We start from the raw sequence: 14,136 nt of genomic DNA, 5'->3' as shown, positions 1-14,136 counted from the left end.
TGCCGGAATCCAGGGCCAGGGATGGCAAAACGGTGGAGTTCAAAGCATTAGGTCGCATTTAAATTTAACCACTACCGCTGGCCGTTCAAGTTATTATGGTCCATAACCATCCCGGCGGGAATGTGACGCCTTCCTACGAAGATCAGGACCTCACCGATCATTTCATTCAAGCGGGTAAATTTCTCAAGGTCGAAGTAATCGATCATCTCATCATCAGCGATGAAACCTATCATAGTTTTGTCGATTCGGGAATCTTCAAGAAACTTCAGGCAAGCGAAAAATGGATTTTGCCTTATAAACTCAAGGAGAGATACAAGAATGAAGGGAAAGAAGAAGGATTAAGAGAAAAAGCTATTGAAATAGCAAAGGCATTGAAGCAAAAAGAGATCAGTATGAAGATCATTGCTGAAACATCAGGGCTTTCAATCGAAGAGATTAAAAAACTATAAGTCAAAACCAAGAAAAGGGGCCAGGCTCAATTGATGGGTGGTTTTTCACAGCTCATTCGCCTAACATTCGGCTGCAAGCGACTCAATGCCGCGGTCCGGCTCCTCCGCAACTTTCAGAGGCTGTCTAGGAGCTAAGCTATTGATTTTTATCAATAAAATCTCTATAATTTAATGAAAAATTCTTCGTGGCTTTGTGGCTTTGTGTGAGAAAAGAAGAACATCACACAAAGGCACAAAGCTACAAAGGGGTACTAAGAGACTGCCTTTTTAGACAGTCTCTCAAGCTCAGTGCCACGCGGCATTGGGCGCCTGAGCCAAGCCGTTATGTTTCAAGTCAGGCATTGACATGGGCATAATCATGGTCATATTTAAGCATTATGAAAACAGCTATATCAATACCAGATCCGATATTTCAGGCCGCTGAGGACTTAGCCCATCGTTTGGGAATCTCTAGGAGCGAACTTTCGTTGGTATTGCTCCTCATGGTCGGCTGATGTGAGGCGTTAGACCGTACAACGCAATAGTTCTAAGTAATCTGAAAATGTTAGGAATAAATGATGCAAAAAGTACAAATCAGCGATGGTGTGGCCTCACAGTTATACGAATTGGCGAAAGTTGAGCATATTTCAGCTACAGAACTTATGGAGCAACTTGTAAAGGCATATAAAATAGAAATAGCGAAACGAAATGAATTGAAAGAATTTTTTAAGCCTTATCAAAAGGATATGACAGGTTTTAAATTTAGCCGAGAAGAAGCAAATGAGCGGTAATTTTATCGATAATCCGTTTATATAAAGCGGTTATGGTAACACTGTATGAATACACTTAGAGTAAATCGGTAGCCAAGCTAAGCGCAGGCGAGGTGGTGGCAATTGACAACAAGACGCTTCGTTGCTCCCATGATCGGCGCAACGCAACGGGTACTCTGCCATTCACATGGTAAGCGCCTGGGCAGACGCGAACTAACTGTCATATTGCCGATTATTTTAAAGTGAAGCGATAATCGCATCCGCCACCCGATGCCCGGTTTCGGCAGCGCCGTTCATAAAACCATTGAACTCGGTGCTGCAATGTTCACCTGCAAAATACAGATTGCCTACCGGTCTGCCGGCTGCATAGGCAAGGGTGGTCTGCTGGCCGGGTTTATAGCAGGAATAACTACCGCGGGAAAAGGTCCAGGTCGGCCAGTTCCACAGGGCGTAACGTCCATTATGCGCCTTGGACAGGCCGGGGAAAACCGGCTCCAGATCGTTCAGCATCGCCATATTCGGATTGAAGCCTTCAATCAGTTCAAACCCGGCGCGACCTCCAAAAAGAAAGGTCAAAGCGCCTGCGGGACCGGGTTGGAACGGCGTACTGTCCCACAGACTCTGAAACGGCAGATCGGTCAGGACATCACCGTAATATCCCTGTTTACGCCATAGTCTGGCACGGAATCCGGCAATGATTTTTGCGTTGGTGCCATAACCGAGTTCCGCGATGGCCTGTTTTTTCAGCGGTGGCAGCTCGACCCGCAGATCCGTATGGCGCAATACCGAGAAGGGCACTGTCAGCACTGCGATGTCGGCTTTCACTTCCTTTGGCGCACCGCTGCTGCTCGAAAAACTCAACACGAAACCGCTGCCTGCGGGATGGACAGCTTCCAAGGCATGATGCACATGAATCTGTCCGTCCAGTTGCGCCGCCAAGGCGTCCGGTAACCGCTGTGCTCCGCCCTTGATGAGATAACGTTCGTCATGCAGATCGAACATCATGGTGTTGCCTTCGCTATCGGGCGCAAGCTGGCTGATAAAAACCAGGGCGGACTGTTCTTCGCATTCCAGCCCCATTTCCATCTTAAACAGTACCTCCATGCAGTCCCGAATCCAGCCTTCCATGCCGATCCAGGTCATGTATTCGGAGGTAGGCAGTCTGTCCAGCCGCCCGGCTTCCTGCGGGTTACTGCGGGCTTTGCGGTAATCCTCACCGATTCGCGGCAAGAAAGGTTGCAACGCTTCCATTTTCTGCTCATCGGTATATTTTGTGCCGCCGAAGAAATTGACGGTATCCGCCAATGTTTCCTCATCATCTTCATAATCCAGCAGTTCCACCTTCAATTCCTGCGCCAGGGTCAGCATTTCGGTATGAATGGAGTCGATAAAAGAGCCGCCCAGGTCACTGGTCAGCCTCGGTCCCACTGCATTTTCCAGGGTAAAAACCCGCCCGCCGGTACGTCCGGTCGCTTCATACACATCCGCGTGCAAACCGGCTTTTTTGAGTTGCCAGGCGGCATTCAGTCCGGCCAGACCCGCTCCTACCACCACGATTTTCGGTGCTGAGGCCCCGGCGAATACCGGCAGACCCGCCCCGGCGACTGCCGTACCCGCAACAGCGGTTTGCAGAAAACGCCGCCGCGTCCAGTCCCGCGTTTGGATGAGTGTGGATTGTTGTGTTATGTGATTTGCTTTCGTCATGATATTACCTCTGGCCTACGGCCCTTTTTTAGACAGCCTCTAAAAATGTTGGGAGTAAACGGTGCAAAAAGTACAAATCAGCGATAATGTAGCCTCACAGTTATACGAATTGGCGAAAATTGAGCATATTTCAGCTACGGAGCTTATGGAGCAACTTGTGAAGGCATATAAAGTAGAAATAGCGAAACGAAATGAATTGAAAGTCACTGTTTGACGCACCGAATCAGAAATCAATCAATTTATGGTTTACGCTTGACGCAAACTTCTAGCCTGTGGTAATATTTAAAATTCTGACTATCGGCTTCGGTCGGCACTCCATCAATTAATTATTTAAGGAGAAAGAGCTATGTTCAAACATCTGGGTAAAACGATGATGACAGCTTTAGCTGGGGCCTCCATTTCCATGGGTTCCGCTATGGCGCAAACGACACCGGATCATGTGTATCAGGTGGTCGATAATGTAAAGGCGGAATTGGCCGAAATGCACAAGGCCAACTCTACTAAGCCGCCCAAAGTTAAAGTGAATCTGACGAAGCGTATGCCCCGTCACGTACTGCAAAAAACGCGCGAGGTGTATGGTGATGTGCAAAAGCTGCGCAAACTCAAAGGGCTGGATGAAAAGGCCCTGCCGTCCTTCCCGGTAAGGACAGTAAAGCCGGCGGATGTGCGCGGTCTGGCGGATAAAACCCTGGCAGACGTGAAGGAAGTTCGTAAGAAGGTCGGCGCTGCTGCTCCGACTGCTGCGCCACTACCCAGCGGTAAAGAGCCGACGGATGTCTATGCTGAGCTGATGCAGGTGAAGGCCTCTATCGGTGGTCTCGGCGTTCCGGAAACCACGCCGAACGACGCCTATCAAGTGGCGTTGACCATCATCAGCGATATTGAGAAAGTACGTGCTGCCAAAGGCATCAAAGTAGCTGTGGCAGACCCCGCAGCAGCGAAAGGTAAGAAGCCTAAGGATGTCTATAAAGAGGCGTACAAGTTGCTTGGTAAGGTAAAGGCGCTGACGAAAAAAGACGGCTATGGCGTTCCCGGTGGTGTGGTAATGCCGAATAAGCTGGACGGTCCCATTACCCCGACAGAAGTTATTGATATTCTCAATAACATCCTGGCCGAGGTCGGTGCTATCAAGGTTGCAGTCGGTGCAACTGCTGCAACTGAATTTCCCGGGAAGCAATCCGGTAAGACGCCATCCGATGTGTATAATGCGCTCAGGAAGGCGGAAGCACTGGTTGATTCACTTTAACCTTTACGTGGCCGCACGTACCCTCGTATATGGGCGCCCTGAAAAATTCAGTTTTTGGGGCGCCCTGTTAGTAATCGATAACTAGCGAGGCTTCGCCTCAGACCAACAAGTCGTGAGATGGTCCCGGCCGATTAATGCAGAATTGCTGGTTAGGTAGGTTGGGCAAAGGGCCAGGTACGGCCCGTGCCCAACATTCGGCTGGTATCCACCAGATTGGCCGGTTCATGCTGTTGGGCACGGCGCGATAGAGACCAGTGACTTAATTGCTGACCCGAGAGCACGCGCCTTTGCCCAACCTACGGGCTTGGCTCTAGACCAACGAGACGTGAAATTTTTGTGCAGCGCACAAACTTGACTCATTTGTGAAAGATGCGGGTCCCTCAAGGAATCCTAGTCTTCTCAAGGACCGTTTCGGTCTCCTCGCTAGGGTAGGCACTGTCAGCCCAGACCTCCGAATCCACGTTGTCGGCGTCAATGAGTTCATCAAAGACCTGGCTGTCGTGCAGGCTGGCCAGTGTCGTCTTGAAGCGAGCGAATCAATTTGTGCCTGGCGTCGCCGCTGGTGTGGTTTTTGTAGCCGAAGTAACGCTTTGTGTGCTTTCGGGTCCAACATCCATCCACTCTTTTTGGGTACGCTTGGCCCCACTCCAATCTTGCGGAACCTCGTCGTTTTTTCTTCCGCATTCTAACTGACCACGAAAGCGGTCAACAGTTAACTTAATGGCATTGCGTTCGGACGGAGGGAGTGCAACGTGAGTGACGAAGCCGGAGGGAAACCACGGAGTCTAGCTCCCCTGTGGGCGATGGTCGCCGTTTTCGCGGCCCCTGTCATCGCCGCCTGGTTTTTCTATCTGAACCCGGAGTACCTGCCCGCGGGCCGCACCAACAAGGGGGAGCTGATCGAGCCGGTGGTTGCATTACCGGCGGACCTGGCGCTGTCCACCCAGGACGGGACGGACTTCTCCCGCGACCTCCTCGCAGGCAAGTGGACCCTGGTCTATCTTGCCGGTGGCACATGCGATAATGCCTGCCGTAACCAATTGATCGCGATGCGCCAGATCCGCCTGGCCTTGGGCGAAAGTCAGCGCAGCGTCGAGCGGTTGCTGGTGTTGACCGATGCCACGGCCACCGACTTGGCGCAGGAGCTCGGCGCCGAGTTCGCCGGTATGCGGATTGCGCTGGGCGGTGGTCGCTTGGCGGAGCTATTACTATTAGGGGAGGACACCGCGGCCCTCGACCGGATCTATATCCTGGATCCCATGGGTAACCTGATGATGCGCTACGCGGCGGACACCCCCGCCCGGGATACGCTGGAAGACATGGAACGTCTGCTCAAGGCCTCCAAGAATTGGATCAAAGGTGCCCAGTATGGCCACAAGTGAGCTCGGTTTGGCCGAGACCCGTTCCAACGCCCTCTTGTGGCGGCGCTACTTCGAGCTTACCAAGCCGAAAGTCGTGGCGCTCATTCTGTTCACCGCGCTGGTTGGAATGTTGCTTGCGACGCCGGGGATGGTGCCGCTGCCGACCCTGTTCTTCGGTCTGCTCGGGATCGGGCTGTGCGCCGGTGCCGGCGCTGCCCTCAATCACGTGGTCGACCAACGCATCGACGCCCTCATGGACCGGACCCGGGGGCGTCCGCTGCCGAGCGGGGACCTGGACGCGCGTCACGCCCTGGTATTTGCCCTGGGGCTGGCGGCGGTGTCTGTGCTGGTCCTGGTGGTCTTCGTCAATCCGCTGACCGCGCTCTTGACCTGCGTCGCCTTCATCGGCTACGCGGTCATCTACACCATGTACCTGAAACGGGCCACGCCGCAAAACATCGTCTGGGGCGGCATCGCCGGCGCCATGCCGCCGCTGTTGGGCTGGACGGCGGTTACCGGCGAGGTCTCCGTGGAGGGCCTGTTGCTGGCCCTGTTGATCTTCGTTTGGACTCCGCCCCACTTCTGGGCCTTGGCGATCAAACGCCGGGACGAATACGCCCGGGCCGGTGTCCCGATGCTGCCGGTAACTCATGGCCTGACCTACACCAAGCTCCAAATCCTGATCTACAGCCTGCTGCTGTTCTGGGTATCACTCATGCCTTTCATGATCCACATGAGCGGTCCCCTCTATCTCGTCGGGGCGCTGGGGCTGGGGTTGGGTTTCGTCTATCAGTCCGTGCGCCTGCTGCGCAGCGAAGGCGATGCCCTGGCGATGAAGACCTTCGGCTATTCGGTCCTCTATCTTTCCGTCCTCTTTGCCTTCCTGCTGGCGGACCACTATTTAGGGCTGGGGTGAATCGCAGTCCTTTTCCCCATAACCAGGCCGGTGACTACAGGCACGCATCACCACCAGTACGAACAGGATCCCACCCAGGATAGCCACCAGTCCCCCCAGGCCCATGATGCCCATGAATGCTTTGCCCAGGCCGCTCAGCTCCTGGGCGGCGCCGGCGGTCTTACGCTCAATCCCCATGGCCCCGGAAGCCGCGAGCCCCGCGATATGCAGCAGTTGGCCGGAGCCGTAGACCCTGGCCTGCCAGCAAGCCATGCGGCCTTCCGGCCGGCTGAAGCCGAACTCCGGCAGCAGGTGATAAGTCAGCCCCATCAGGGCTAGGGTCACGCCGACGATCGACCCGTGATAATGGGCCGGGATCATGGTATTCGTCCCGGAGATGGCTCCCCCGATCAGCCCGCCGACGGCAAACAGCACCAGCGAGGTAACCAGGGCACTGTGGGCCGGACGTTGCTCCTGGGGCACCTCGCGCCCACGGTTGCGGATCAGGGATACGATAAGGAGCAACCCGATGGGGACCGATGCCAGGGCGTTTCCGTATTGCATCAGATGGGTGTAGCCGATACGGATCTCCGCCGAGTCGGGGGCGTAGAGGCCATGGATCAGGGGCACCGAAAGCAGGGGCAGGACGCCTAGTACCAGCAGGGCCGACAGCCGGGAATCGGACAGGGGCAAGGGGCGGCCCGTGGCGCGGGCAAGCCAGATCCAGGCCACCAGCATGATCTGGGTATAGGCGAACTGGAGGATATGACCGGGCCCCCAGAACAGGTATTCGTAGTAGGCCTTGCCCTCCCAAGCCGGATTCAAGTCCGCCCAGGTCCAGAGCAGGGAGATGCCCGCCAGCAGGGTAGCTACTGCCGCGGTGAATGTGCCTATCCTCAAGGGATCGCCGAAATTCAGGGTACCGGCGGCGCGTGCCAGATATAGGACCACCTGCGCCAGGACGCCGATACCGAACAGCCCCAGGCCCGCCAGGAACAGGGGATGATCGAGCACCGGCACATAGTTGCTGAGCAAGGGGTCGCCGGCGCCCAGGAAGGGCGCGGCGGTAATCAGCAGGCAGCCGGCTGCGGCCCCGGCGAAGGCGATGCGCGTGGTTTGCAGCGGGACGCGGCCCGCCAGGCTCCAGAGCATACCGGAGCTGGCGAGAAACCAGATCAGCACCGATTGATCGACGTGGACGATCAGGGCGACACGGAAGAAATCCTGAGTCGGGAACAGGGCCTGGGTACCAGGTGCCCGCGCGACGACCAGCAGGATAGCGAATATCCCAGCCAAGGCCAGCGCAATAGTCCCGAACATCATCCAAGCGGTAGCCAACCATTGCTGATCGGCGGTCGCATTCAGCCGCCCGCCGGTGTCCGCCATCATTTCCCGTTGCGCCATTTTGGTTTACCTCGCCGGTTGCGTATTATTCGGAGACGCCGCTTACCGGCCATCCCCAGCCGGAGTGAGCGCATATAAACTTCCCCGAAAACCTCATCCCGACGGATTTGCTTGCCGGTAGACAGGTAATCACCTGCCCGGCATCAGGAACCGAGGTCGCGTTCGCGTTTTGAATCTGCGGATTGAAAATGGTTTTTGTCGAATTACGGCGCACCTGGATTGGCCGACCCAACCGAACGCCGGAACACGCGCCTGATCCGACCTGCATTCCGGCCCTGTGGGTATGCCCTTTGACTTCTCGTTCTCGAGACCAGCCAGTATCCGGAGGGAGGCTGAATGGTTACAGCAACAAGATTTTCGGGGTGGCCGTATAGCTAAGCCTTTTCAGGCAAATTAAGCATTTTACCATTGGGATTGGATGTAGACTGGAGACGAATAGCTTGTACGGGAGCCGTCAGCTCGATACCTGACTCGAGGATACGTTTTTGCAACATCTTCAACAACTCGACATGGACCGTCCAGTATTCATCGGTCTTCGACCATGCTGATAGACCTACGTTGATATAGGATTCATAATGAGGATTCCCTGGGGCCCAACCGGGTGCGGGGTCATCCAATACTTTGGGATGGGAGGAGGCAAGCTCCATCCACATATCATATACCTGATCCATATCTTGCTCGAATTTGATATGGATATAAAACGTGAGTCTTCGAATGTCTGAGTGAGTGTAATTAGTGATCTCACTCCCCCAGACTGTATTGTTAGGTAGGGAAACGATACTTCCATTAAACGCTTTGAGTCTGGTGTTGGCGAGTGAAATGGATTCCACGTAGGCCCAATGGTCCCCTATCTTCACTTCATCACCCACGTCAAAGGGTTTGTTGAGCATAAGCATCAAACCACTCGCCAAGTTGCCGAGGTTGCTTTGCAGGGCAAAGGCGAGCACGAAACCGACACCACCGATGACGGCAAACAGCGGGCCGATGCTGACCTCCAGGGCAGTCAATCCGATCACAACACCGAGAACGGCGCCGCCACGTTTGATCAGCATGACCACGAATTTGCGCAATAATAGGGAGGTTCCGCCGATTTTTTTCATCGTACCGCTAACGATCGCCCCGATTATGTGGGCAACCACAATCGAGATCAGCACGATACCGAAAAATTTACCGATGTTGATCGCCCAGCGTAGTCCACCTTCCTCGGACTGGAGCCAACTGAGCAGTCGGACGCCCAGTCCTTGGGTATCGGTGATATCGAGTTCTACGCCGCTTACTGCCTGAATGTAACTTCTGTAAGTCGCCGGATCGCCCCCTTTGGCTTCCATTTCATCCAAAATCACTTTTAAGCGATCGACCAGGCCGGTGCGTTCCGATTGGAGTGTAGTGACGTTGACGACCAATTGGGTTTTGACCTCCTGTTCGGCTTCGGTGGACTCTTCCAGCTTTTTCACCATTTTGCCTAACTGCTGTTCCTTTTCTTTCAGCTGAGCCTGGCTGTCGGCGCCACCGGTTTCTATCTCTGCGGCGGCTTGATCAATATCTTGAGCTATTTTTTCCCCGGTTTGTTCGGGTTCCTCAGTAACGGCGGGGTCAGGTTCCGACAGCGTGACAGTATCCTTCTGATTTTCCTGTTTTTCTTTCTTTTCTTCTTCCTTTTCAGCCGCAGTCTTCCCTCCTTCTTCCACATCCTTCTCGGCTTCTTCAACGATTTCCTTTAGTGATTCGTCTTTTCCAAGTTCTTTTTTCGTCTCGGCGGCTTCAGCGATCGCTGCCTGGGCTTTTTTCAAGGCATCCTTGGCTGCTTCGACTTTCTCGGCAGCCATTTCAGCTTCGGGAGAACCGGGAGTCGTTGCCTGTTGGGCTGCTTGGGCTTTCGCCAGGGTAGCTTTGGCATCTTCTAGGGCTTTCGTGGCCTCTTTTTCTTGGGCAAGATGCCGATTCTTGCGTTTGATGGCAATTTCGGTATTGCTGATTTCCTGAACCTTGGCTTTGACTAACTTCAGCCATGCCGCAGCTTCGGCCTTCAACTCAGCTACGGTTAAAGGCTGGACCAACAGTTTTAGTTCGTCGACGGGAATGGTCGGGTCTTCAGCAGTGACCGCCTTCGGGGGTGAGGACGTATCGGCATCGGCCTGTGCCGGCGCGTGGGTTGCCGGCTGCTGCAGGGCACCATCCTTATCATCCTGAGGTTGTTGCGATTGCACCGGAAAACTCCAGGCGACAAAGGCGCAGACGACCCCCGCAAGCACAACCGTTCGAATTCGATAGTAGGACATCTCGGTTATCCTCAAGCTTGAATATAACCGCGCAGGACCGGACAATCATTTGTGTTCTGTATCATTGTAGGGGATCTCATGGGCTCGAAGCGAACCACTTTTTCCGCACTCGCTGCGCTGACGGCCTTGCTGGCGCTCGTGGTCATCCTATTCGGCGCCTATGTGCGCCTGTCCGACGCCGGACTCGGATGCCCGGACTGGCCCGGCTGTTACGGACGGCTGGGTGTGCCCTCCACCCCGGAGGCCATCGACCGGGCCAACCGCGCCTTCCCTGAGCGTCCGGTCGAGACGGCCAAGGCGTGGAAGGAGATGGTACACCGCTATCTGGCCGGCGCCCTGGGGGTGGCGATCCTACTGCTGGCCCTGAGCGCATGGCGGAGTCGCGGTCGACTCCCGACGGGGCTCCCCAGTCTGTTGGTGGCATTGGTCGTCTTCCAGGGATTGCTCGGCATGTGGACGGTAACCCTGCGGGTTATGCCCGTCGTTGTTACCGCGCATCTGGCAGGCGGGCTCGCGACCCTCGTCTTGCTCTGGTGGTTGGCCTTACGCCAGTCCAACTTCCCCGGATCACATCCCGCGCCGGCGCTGATGCGGCTGCGGCCCTGGGTGTGGGGCGGACTCGCCCTGGTCTGCATCCAGATTCTGCTCGGCGGTTGGACCAGCACCAATTACGCCGCCCTGGCCTGCACCGAGTTTCCGACCTGCTACGGGGGGCGCTGGTGGCCGCCTGCGGATTTCGGCGCGGCCTTCGTCATCCGGCGGGACTTAGGGATCGACTATGAATTCGGGGTCTTGGACAGCGCCGCGCGCACGGCGATCCACCTCACCCATCGCCTCGGGGCCCTGGTGGTCCTGCTCTATGTGGGCGCCCTGAGCCTGATCATCCTACGGCGGGCGCAGACCGGCATCGAACGTGGTATGGGCATTGCGGTCGCTGCCGCCCTGTGCTTGCAGCTAGGGTTGGGTATCGCTAACATCCTCGGCCACCTACCGCTCGCGGTGGCGGTTGCCCACAATGGGGGTGCGGCATTGCTGCTCATCGCCCTGGTGAGCCTGATCCACCTCCTCACGCCGGACCGACAAGCGACCGCTACCGGCGTCGCGGAGACCTCGAGGAACTCGTCATGACTCACAACGCCGGCGGCGGCCTGCGCCGCCTTCTGATTCCGGTTGGTGTGTTTGTTGGTGTGCTGGCCGTAGCAGCGGGTGTCTGGTTCGGCGTGAGCCGCTTCGACCCCGGCGCGGGGACCGGCCCACCGGTTGCGGCAATGCGGGCGGGCACCCCGCTGCCCCAGCCCAAGGTCTTGTCCCCCTTCACCCTCACGGACCAGGATGCACGGCCCTTCGGGCTCGAGGATCTCAGGGGCCATTGGACCTTCGTGTCCATCGGCTTCACCGCTTGCGGGGGTGTCTGTCCGACCAACATGGCGACCTACCGCGCCATTGACCGAGAGATCGGCACAGCCGGTGCTGCAGAACCGGCGGTGGATTTCCTGTTCATATCCGTGGACCCGGAACGGGACAGTCCGGAGCAACTCAGGCAGTATGTGCGCCGGTTCGACCCAGGCTTCCGCGGGGCGACCGGCAGTCACGACCAACTCCAGCCCCTCGTCCGCGAGCTCGGGCTCATGTACGGGCGTTCCGAGGAAGCGGGAGATGCCATGGGTTATATGGTGGACCATTCGGCGTCCATCCTCTTGCTCGACCCGCAGGCCCGCTTGGTAGCCGTCTTCAGTTGGCCCCACGATAGCGCCGCCATGGCCGCCGACTTTGCAGTCTTGCACGACCATTATTACTAAGGGGTCTTGGGTTCTTTCCGTCGATCGGGTTAGGCGCGCATTCCTGTCTTGTATTGTGCAGACGGATCCCAACAGGCCGTAACCCGCAAAGGGTACTGCATTGACATCCTGCACCAGTCATTCCGAAACGTCAAAAGAAAACGCCCCTTCGATTGCGGAAGAGAAAACGACGAAGCGCACGAAGAAGATCCCTCCCTTCGGTTCGGGATGACAATTTCGCGCGGATTCACGTGATACGTCGTTTCTCCGCTTGTTTGTCGACCGGTAATGCTTAACTTAATGGCATTGATACAAGCTCTACTGAAAGAATATCCACTCCAAAGTTATCTAGATCCTGTGAATATATTCATATAAAATAAGTATTTTTGAGTATGAACACATTCGGTGAGCCTATTGTCGCCGCGAGGGAACAAATTAAGATTGGGTTGTGCTTGATGTGTGGTGATAAACTGTTTTCTTTAATACATATTAAAGATTTTAAAACAAAATCACACAAATGAGAGATGACAATTTTTTGGATAGGATGAAATTTGTTTTGGGTGATCGGAGAAAGCATCCTTGGGGACAGGCCCTAGGTATCCGGGGCACGCGTATCACCGAGATGTTTCGAGGTCGGATCCCGACGGCGGATGCCCTGGCGATCATCCATTGGGCGGAGGGAGTCTCTACCGACTGGCTACTGACGGGTGATGGGGCACCCTTCTGCGTGCGACATCTCACGGATCAGGAGGGAGTGGCCCTGCTCCGGGAGCAGGACGGAAACCGGCAGTATCACTATCACCTACTGGTCACAGAGCCGCTACGCATACCGGCCTTGGCGCTTGTCCGCCCCGGAGAATCGCAGCCTATAGACCCGGACAGCGTGGCTCGCTACCCGGCGACCATCCTGGTGGCCCAGGTCGGCCGAGCGATGATGCGGGAGCTCGCCGGGGTAGACCAATTGTATCTCACCTCGCTCGAGGCCCAGGTTATGGAGCAGCTGAGGGCCGGAAACCTCGGTCCCTACCAGCTGCGGCAGGTATTCCTGCCTCATGGCCGCCGGGCGGAGGCAGCAGATCTCCGCCGGATTACCGAATTCCTCGACCGCTCGGATCTTCCCGGCCTCCCCCCCGAGGAAGCCGCCCTGCTGCGCGCCTACCGCGCCCAGCCGGAGCACAAGCAGGCGGCCTGTCGCACATTGTTGGACGTGGAGCCGTAAGCTACCGGTGACCGCGCCGCCAAGGCCATCCGTTGCGGCAACCTCTGCGGTGTCCCCTCCGGATTTCGGCTCGATGTGGACAGAACCCTTTCTGAACGTTACCAATGGTTGGCGCCTGGCCTGTCTGTTGCACCTGATTACGGAGCAGCTCTTCGAGGTCTTGGAGCAGATGGAGGGAGACCCGGGTTACCCTACACCCGGATGGCCTCGATCAACTTTCGATCCCACCCGACCAAAACACATATAAAACATGCTGTGGGAACATGTAGGATGTGGTGAGCGCCTACCCGCCCCAGGGACAGGGCGGGTAGGCCGCGAACCGCATCATTCAGTTATCAGGGAGCAGTTATCAGTTGTCAGATGGTGAGTTTGATAACTGCCCCCTGACAACTGATAACTGAAAACTGCCCCCTGGAAATGATGCGGTTCACCGCCGTCCCTGGCGGCTCACCGCATCCTACGTCTCTTAGAAATGGCATAACCGAGAGATTTCTTTGGAGAAAACAATGGGCCGAATTGTGGTACCGGTAAAAATCACGAATCTCTTTGACGAGGACAAATTCATACAATGCGAAATGTTCGTCGATACCGGGGCGGGCGCATTGATTCTTCCCCAGGCATGGAAAGAAAGACTCGGAATTTTCAAACGCTCCGAACCGGTAGAGCTGCAACTCGCCAATCAGGAGGTGGTGCGTGGTGAGGCCTGCTGGCCGGTGGAAATAAAAATAGCTGGCTTTCGCCCGGTTGCAAATGAAGTCATCTTTGTCGACATGGGTTCGAGTGAAGAGAATAACTACGAACCGCTCTTGGGATATGTCATTTTGGAACAGGCCCAAGTAGCGGTCGATATGCTGGGCCATCGTTTAGTGCCGGTAAGATACATCGATATGAAATAAAGTCCTGGTCAATACCGATGAAGGCGTTCGGAATCCAGTGCTAGGCAGAAACAACAAAATAGTGGAGTTTGAATGATCACGCTAGTGTAGTGCGCCATTCTGTTTGGAACTTAAGCGGCGATTGCGCGCGTCGGGCGTCAAATCGATCGCGGCGCC

General features: G+C 55.8%; 13 protein-coding genes. 10 read left to right on the top strand and 3 right to left on the bottom strand.

What is annotated here, in order from left to right; translation table 11 throughout:
- The first annotated feature begins 77 nt into the window (after positions 1 to 77).
- Together BQ17_RS14135 and BQ17_RS14125 are read left to right on the top strand one after the other, a co-directional pair.
- Positions 78 to 449 carry a JAB domain-containing protein gene (locus BQ17_RS14135; protein ID WP_089728122.1) on the top strand — a complete coding sequence of 124 codons (372 nt, stop codon included), beginning with the start codon at positions 78 to 80 and terminating at the stop codon, positions 447 to 449.
- A gap of 554 nt (positions 450 to 1,003) precedes the next feature.
- The gene (locus BQ17_RS14125; protein ID WP_141699287.1) at positions 1,004 to 1,219 is read left to right on the top strand and encodes a hypothetical protein; all 216 of its coding nucleotides are present in this window, start codon (positions 1,004 to 1,006) and stop codon (positions 1,217 to 1,219) included.
- A 216-nt stretch (positions 1,220 to 1,435) separates the two neighbouring features.
- Here the strand turns inward: BQ17_RS14125 and BQ17_RS14120 are convergent, their stop codons facing one another.
- A complete protein-coding gene (locus BQ17_RS14120; RefSeq protein ID WP_089728115.1) occupies positions 1,436 to 2,902 on the bottom strand; it encodes a flavin monoamine oxidase family protein in 1,467 nt (488 codons plus the stop codon).
- A 61-nt stretch (positions 2,903 to 2,963) separates the two neighbouring features.
- Here BQ17_RS14120 and BQ17_RS21940 point away from each other — a divergent pair, with 61 nt between their 5' ends.
- The 4 genes from BQ17_RS21940 (at position 2,964) to cyoE (ending at position 6,425) form a co-directional block, all read left to right on the top strand.
- Positions 2,964 to 3,116 (top strand): hypothetical protein, encoded by a 153-nt coding sequence (locus BQ17_RS21940; protein WP_176722433.1) that lies wholly within the window; start codon positions 2,964 to 2,966, stop codon positions 3,114 to 3,116.
- Positions 3,117 to 3,248: 132 nt separating this feature from the next.
- A complete protein-coding gene (locus BQ17_RS14115; protein ID WP_089728113.1) occupies positions 3,249 to 4,148 on the top strand; it encodes a hypothetical protein in 900 nt (299 codons plus the stop codon).
- A 752-nt stretch (positions 4,149 to 4,900) separates the two neighbouring features.
- Entirely contained in the window at positions 4,901 to 5,530 is a 630-nt protein-coding gene (locus BQ17_RS14110; protein ID WP_089728111.1) for an SCO family protein, read from the top strand.
- Positions 5,517 to 6,425 (top strand): heme o synthase, encoded by a 909-nt coding sequence (gene cyoE, locus BQ17_RS14105; RefSeq protein WP_089728109.1) that lies wholly within the window; start codon positions 5,517 to 5,519, stop codon positions 6,423 to 6,425. The genes BQ17_RS14110 and cyoE overlap by 14 nt, the downstream gene beginning before the upstream one ends.
- Here cyoE and BQ17_RS14100 read toward each other — a convergent pair.
- The gene (locus BQ17_RS14100; protein WP_256091610.1) at positions 6,411 to 7,808 is read right to left on the bottom strand and encodes a cbb3-type cytochrome c oxidase subunit I; all 1,398 of its coding nucleotides are present in this window, start codon (positions 7,806 to 7,808) and stop codon (positions 6,411 to 6,413) included. The two genes, cyoE and BQ17_RS14100, sit on opposite strands and share 15 nt — an antisense overlap.
- A 374-nt stretch (positions 7,809 to 8,182) precedes the next feature.
- The gene (locus BQ17_RS14095; RefSeq protein ID WP_089728107.1) at positions 8,183 to 10,087 is read right to left on the bottom strand and encodes a mechanosensitive ion channel family protein; all 1,905 of its coding nucleotides are present in this window, start codon (positions 10,085 to 10,087) and stop codon (positions 8,183 to 8,185) included.
- A 51-nt stretch (positions 10,088 to 10,138) separates the two neighbouring features.
- Here BQ17_RS14095 and BQ17_RS14090 point away from each other — a divergent pair, with 51 nt between their 5' ends.
- The 4 genes from BQ17_RS14090 (at position 10,139) to BQ17_RS14075 (ending at position 13,980) form a co-directional block, all read left to right on the top strand.
- Positions 10,139 to 11,215 (top strand): COX15/CtaA family protein, encoded by a 1,077-nt coding sequence (locus BQ17_RS14090; protein WP_369406478.1) that lies wholly within the window; start codon positions 10,139 to 10,141, stop codon positions 11,213 to 11,215.
- Positions 11,212 to 11,886 carry an SCO family protein gene (locus BQ17_RS14085; RefSeq protein ID WP_089728102.1) on the top strand — a complete coding sequence of 225 codons (675 nt, stop codon included), beginning with the start codon at positions 11,212 to 11,214 and terminating at the stop codon, positions 11,884 to 11,886. Before BQ17_RS14090 ends, BQ17_RS14085 begins: the two co-directional genes overlap by 4 nt.
- A gap of 523 nt (positions 11,887 to 12,409) precedes the next feature.
- Complete coding sequence (locus BQ17_RS14080; RefSeq protein ID WP_089728100.1) at positions 12,410 to 13,084, top strand: hypothetical protein; 675 nt, start codon at positions 12,410 to 12,412, stop codon at positions 13,082 to 13,084.
- Positions 13,085 to 13,590: 506 nt separating this feature from the next.
- A complete protein-coding gene (locus tag BQ17_RS14075) occupies positions 13,591 to 13,980 on the top strand; it encodes an aspartyl protease family protein (protein WP_089728098.1) in 390 nt (129 codons plus the stop codon).
- The last annotated feature ends 156 nt before the right edge of the window (positions 13,981 to 14,136 follow it).

The organism is Candidatus Thiosymbion oneisti, assembly GCF_900092655.1.
GTDB lineage: Bacteria > Pseudomonadota > Gammaproteobacteria > Chromatiales > Chromatiaceae > Thiosymbion > Thiosymbion oneisti.
This window is presented reverse-complemented; position numbering and strand designations above follow the sequence as displayed.

What these genes read in the sequence shown, in the direction of transcription:
- BQ17_RS14125 (WP_141699287.1), top strand. Translation starts at nt 1,004, where the DNA reads ATGATGCAAAAAGTACAAATCAGCGATGGTGTGGCCTCACAGTTATAC.
- BQ17_RS14120 (WP_089728115.1), bottom strand. Translation starts at nt 2,902, where the DNA reads ATGACGAAAGCAAATCACATAACACAACAATCCACACTCATCCAAACG.
- BQ17_RS14115 (WP_089728113.1), top strand. Translation starts at nt 3,249, where the DNA reads ATGTTCAAACATCTGGGTAAAACGATGATGACAGCTTTAGCTGGGGCC.
- cyoE (WP_089728109.1), top strand. Translation starts at nt 5,517, where the DNA reads ATGGCCACAAGTGAGCTCGGTTTGGCCGAGACCCGTTCCAACGCCCTC.
- BQ17_RS14100 (WP_256091610.1), bottom strand. Translation starts at nt 7,808, where the DNA reads ATGGCGCAACGGGAAATGATGGCGGACACCGGCGGGCGGCTGAATGCG.
- BQ17_RS14095 (WP_089728107.1), bottom strand. Translation starts at nt 10,087, where the DNA reads ATGTCCTACTATCGAATTCGAACGGTTGTGCTTGCGGGGGTCGTCTGC.
- BQ17_RS14085 (WP_089728102.1), top strand. Translation starts at nt 11,212, where the DNA reads ATGACTCACAACGCCGGCGGCGGCCTGCGCCGCCTTCTGATTCCGGTT.
- BQ17_RS14080 (WP_089728100.1), top strand. Translation starts at nt 12,410, where the DNA reads ATGAAATTTGTTTTGGGTGATCGGAGAAAGCATCCTTGGGGACAGGCC.
- BQ17_RS14075 (WP_089728098.1), top strand. Translation starts at nt 13,591, where the DNA reads ATGGGCCGAATTGTGGTACCGGTAAAAATCACGAATCTCTTTGACGAG.